Source organism: Streptomyces longispororuber (genome assembly GCF_014656095.1).
In the GTDB taxonomy this organism is placed as follows: Bacteria; Actinomycetota; Actinomycetes; order Streptomycetales; family Streptomycetaceae; genus Streptomyces; species Streptomyces longispororuber.
Genome location: NZ_BNBT01000301.1, coordinates 1 through 3,171, shown reverse-complemented (window position 1 = coordinate 3,171; position 3,171 = coordinate 1). Strand labels below are relative to the sequence as shown.

The 3,171-nt window shown below is 72.6% G+C and carries 4 protein-coding genes and 1 pseudogene; 1 reads left to right on the top strand and 4 read right to left on the bottom strand.

Annotated elements, in window-relative coordinates; all coding sequences use genetic code 11:
* The 4 genes from IE330_RS38230 to rimP form a co-directional block, all read right to left on the bottom strand.
* Nucleotides 1-331 (bottom strand): translation initiation factor IF-2 N-terminal domain-containing protein (locus IE330_RS38230; RefSeq protein WP_190140782.1); only part of this gene is annotated, 331 nt, incomplete at its 3' end.
* Nucleotides 332-477: 146 nt separating this feature from the next.
* A complete protein-coding gene (locus tag IE330_RS38225) occupies nt 478-777 on the bottom strand; it encodes a YlxR family protein (RefSeq protein ID WP_190140781.1) in 300 nt (99 codons plus the stop codon).
* Nucleotides 778-923: 146 nt separating this feature from the next.
* Nucleotides 924-1,928 carry a transcription termination factor NusA gene (nusA, locus tag IE330_RS38220; RefSeq protein ID WP_190140780.1) on the bottom strand — a complete coding sequence of 335 codons (1,005 nt, stop codon included), beginning with the start codon at nt 1,926-1,928 and terminating at the stop codon, nt 924-926.
* Between the two features lie 2 nt (nt 1,929-1,930).
* Nucleotides 1,931-2,449 (bottom strand): ribosome maturation factor RimP, encoded by a 519-nt coding sequence (gene rimP, locus IE330_RS38215; RefSeq protein WP_190140779.1) that lies wholly within the window; start codon nt 2,447-2,449, stop codon nt 1,931-1,933.
* Between the two features lie 481 nt (nt 2,450-2,930).
* Between rimP and IE330_RS38210 the strand changes: the two are divergent.
* Nucleotides 2,931-3,171, top strand: a pseudogene (locus tag IE330_RS38210) (hypothetical protein); the annotation flags it as partial.

Genomic DNA, 3,171 nt, shown 5'->3' with positions numbered 1-3,171 from the left:
GCCGGGGTGTACGCCGATCTGGTGCGGGCCGTCGAGGGGGACAGGCGGGCCGCGGCGGCCGAGGCGCCGCGGGCTTGGGCGCGGCGGGCCGTGCGGCCTGCGCGGGGGACGGTGCCGCCGGCTTGGCGGCGGGCTTGCGCGGGGCGGGCCTGGCGGACTTGCCGCTGCCGTTGCCCTGCTGGAATGCGTCAGTCAGTTTGCGTACCACCGGCGCCTCGATCGTCGAGGACGCCGAACGTACGAATTCACCGAGTTCTTGGAGCTTGGCCATGACGACCTTGCTCTCCACACCGAACTCCTTGGCGAGTTCGTATACCCGGACCTTAGCCACTTCGCTCCTTTTAGGTCCGGGTTACCGCCGGACCGTCGCTACTTCATGGGCGTACTCATCGCGTACTCATCGAGTGCTCATCGCAATCTCGACCTACTTCCAACTCGCGAGGTACCAGGGCCGCGCGGGGTTCCGCGCGACGCTTCTTACGGTGTTGCCTGCTGGGCAACGGTCTCGGCCGCCTCGACATTCCCGCGGAGCTCCGCGGTGTCGAGCGGTCCCTGGACCCGGAAGGCCCGTGGGAACGCCCGGCGGCGGACCGCCAGGTCGAGACAGACCAGGGCGGGGTGTACATACGCACCCCGGCCGGGCAGCGTACCGCGTGGATCGGGGACGCAGACGCCCTCGACCGCCACGATCCGCAGCAGCTCGCTCTTGGCCGCTCGCTCCCGGCACCCCACACAGGTGCGCTCAGGGCATGCTCGGGCAGGCGTCCGGCCAGACACAGTTAAGTCTACCTCCCCGTAGCGACCTCACCCCTGTGGGGCAAAAATCGAACGGCTGTTGTCTCGATCAGTACGTGACCAGGCCGAGGGCCGGGCCCGCAACTCCTTTTCCGGTGCCCCCGGGAACCGCGGCGCCTCCGGGCGGCTCAGCCCGCGCTGTCCTGCCCGCCGGAGGCCTGCTCGGTGTCCGGCCGGATGTCGATGCGCCAGCCGGTGAGCCGCGCGGCGAGGCGGGCGTTCTGGCCCTCCTTGCCGATAGCCAGCGAGAGCTGGTAGTCCGGCACGGTCACGCGGGCGGAGCGCGCGGCGAGGTCGACGATCTCGACCTTGCTGACCCGGGCCGGGGACAGCGCGTGGGCGACCATGTCGGCCGGGTCCTCGGACCAGTCCACGATGTCGATCTTCTCGCCGTTGAGCTCGCCCATCACGTTGCGGACGCGGCTGCCCATCGGGCCGATGCAGGCGCCCTTGGCGTTGAGCCCGGAGCGGGTCGAGCGGACCGCGATCTTGGTGCGGTGCCCGGCCTCGCGCGCGATGGCGGCGATCTCGACGGACCCGTCGGCGATCTCCGGGACCTCCAGGGCGAAGAGCTTCTTGACCAGGTTCGGGTGGGTGCGCGACAGCGTCACCGACGGCCCGCGCACGCCCTTGGCCACCCGTACGACGTAGCTGCGCAGGCGCATGCCGTGCGGGTACTCCTCGCCGGGCACCTGCTCCTGCGTGGGCAGGATGGCCTCCAGCTTGCCGATGTCGACCAGCACGTTCTTCGGGTCGCGGCCCTGCTGGACGACACCGGTCACGATGTCGCCCTCGCGGCCCGCGTACTCGCCGAGCGTCGCGTCGTCCTCGGCGTCGCGCAGCCGCTGCAGGATGACCTGCTTGGCGGTGGTGGCGGCGATGCGGCCGAAGTCGGACGGGGTGTCGTCGAACTCGCGGGGCTCCTGGCCCTCCTCGAGGTCCTCCGGGTCCTCCTTCGCCCAGACCGTCACGTGCCCGGTCTCCCGGTCGAGCTTCACGCGCGCGTGGCGGCGGCTTCCCTCGGTGCGGTGGTAGGCGATGAGGAGGGCCGACTCGATCGCCTCGACCAGCAGGTCGAAGGAGATCTCCTTCTCCCGTACCAAGCCCCGCAGGGCACTCATGTCGATGTCCACGGCTACGCCTCCTCCTCTTCCTTCATGCTCTTGGTGCCGCTGTCGTCCTTGCGGCTGAACTCGACTTCCACGCGCGCCTTGGCGATGTCCCCGAAGGCGAGCCTGCGGGCGGTGGGCTTGCGCCCCTTCACGCCCGGCACCTGAAGGTCGACGCCCTGGTCGTCCACCGCCGTGACACGGGCGACCAGTTCGCCGCCCTCGGCGAGCTGGATGCGGGCGAGGCGCCCGACGGCGCGCGCGTAGTGGCGCTGTTCCCTCAGGGGGCGCTCGGCGCCCGGGGAACCGACCTCGAGGGTGTACTCGCCCTCACCCATGGCGTCCGTCTCGTCGAGCTTCGCGGAGAGCGCGCGGCTGACATCCGCGACCTTGTCCAGATCCACGCCGTCCTCGGAGTCGACCACGACCCGCAGCACGCGCTTGCGTCCGACCGAGGCCACTTCGATCTCTTCGAGATCCAGGTCCTGGGAGCTGACGAGCGGTTCCAGCAGTTCTCGCAGCCTCTCGCTCTGGGTGGTGCTCATCCGGGTGACTCCTCGGCCGCGTGTGCTGTTGTGGGATCGTCGCGTGTCAGGTCAAAGGGTATCCGGTCCAGGAGGGTGTTGCCGTCCACCCGCCGGGTCCCCACGCCGCCCCGCGGTATGCGGGCCGGAGTGGGGCTCGGGGGCGGCTCGGGGGCGGCTCGGGGGTGTGGACGCCCCGCGGTCCGGGCGCCGATCGCCCGCCGCGAGCGCGGGCCGCGGGCCCGTGTCCGGGCCCGCCCGTCCCCGCGCGAACCGCCCCGCGGACCCTCCCGGCGCCGTACGCGCGTACGAGACCGAGCCGGTCACGCGTGCGAGGACAGGGCGAAGGTACGGTGATCACGGGCTCCGGCCCGCCCGTCTCCCGACCCCGTCCGTGCCACGCGGCGCCGCGCGCCGCACCGGCCTGTTCCCCGCCACCGTTCGCCGACCGAGGGCCGCGTCTCCCGTGCCCTCGCGGCCCGCCTTCCCGAGGACGTCTGCCGTGCCGTCGTATCCCGCCCTCTCGCGCCCCCGTCCGGGGCCACGCCGCAGAAGCCTGCTCGCCGGGGCCGCCGGCGCCACCGGGGCCGTGCTGCTCACCGGCTGCTCCGACGCCTCCGACGACCGCGACGGGCGCTCGGCCGCGGAGGACCGGCTGCGCGCCCGGGCGGCCCGGGACAGCGCGGCGCTGCTGCGCCGGTACCTCACCGTGCCCGCGGCCCACGCGCCGGTCGCCGCCGCGG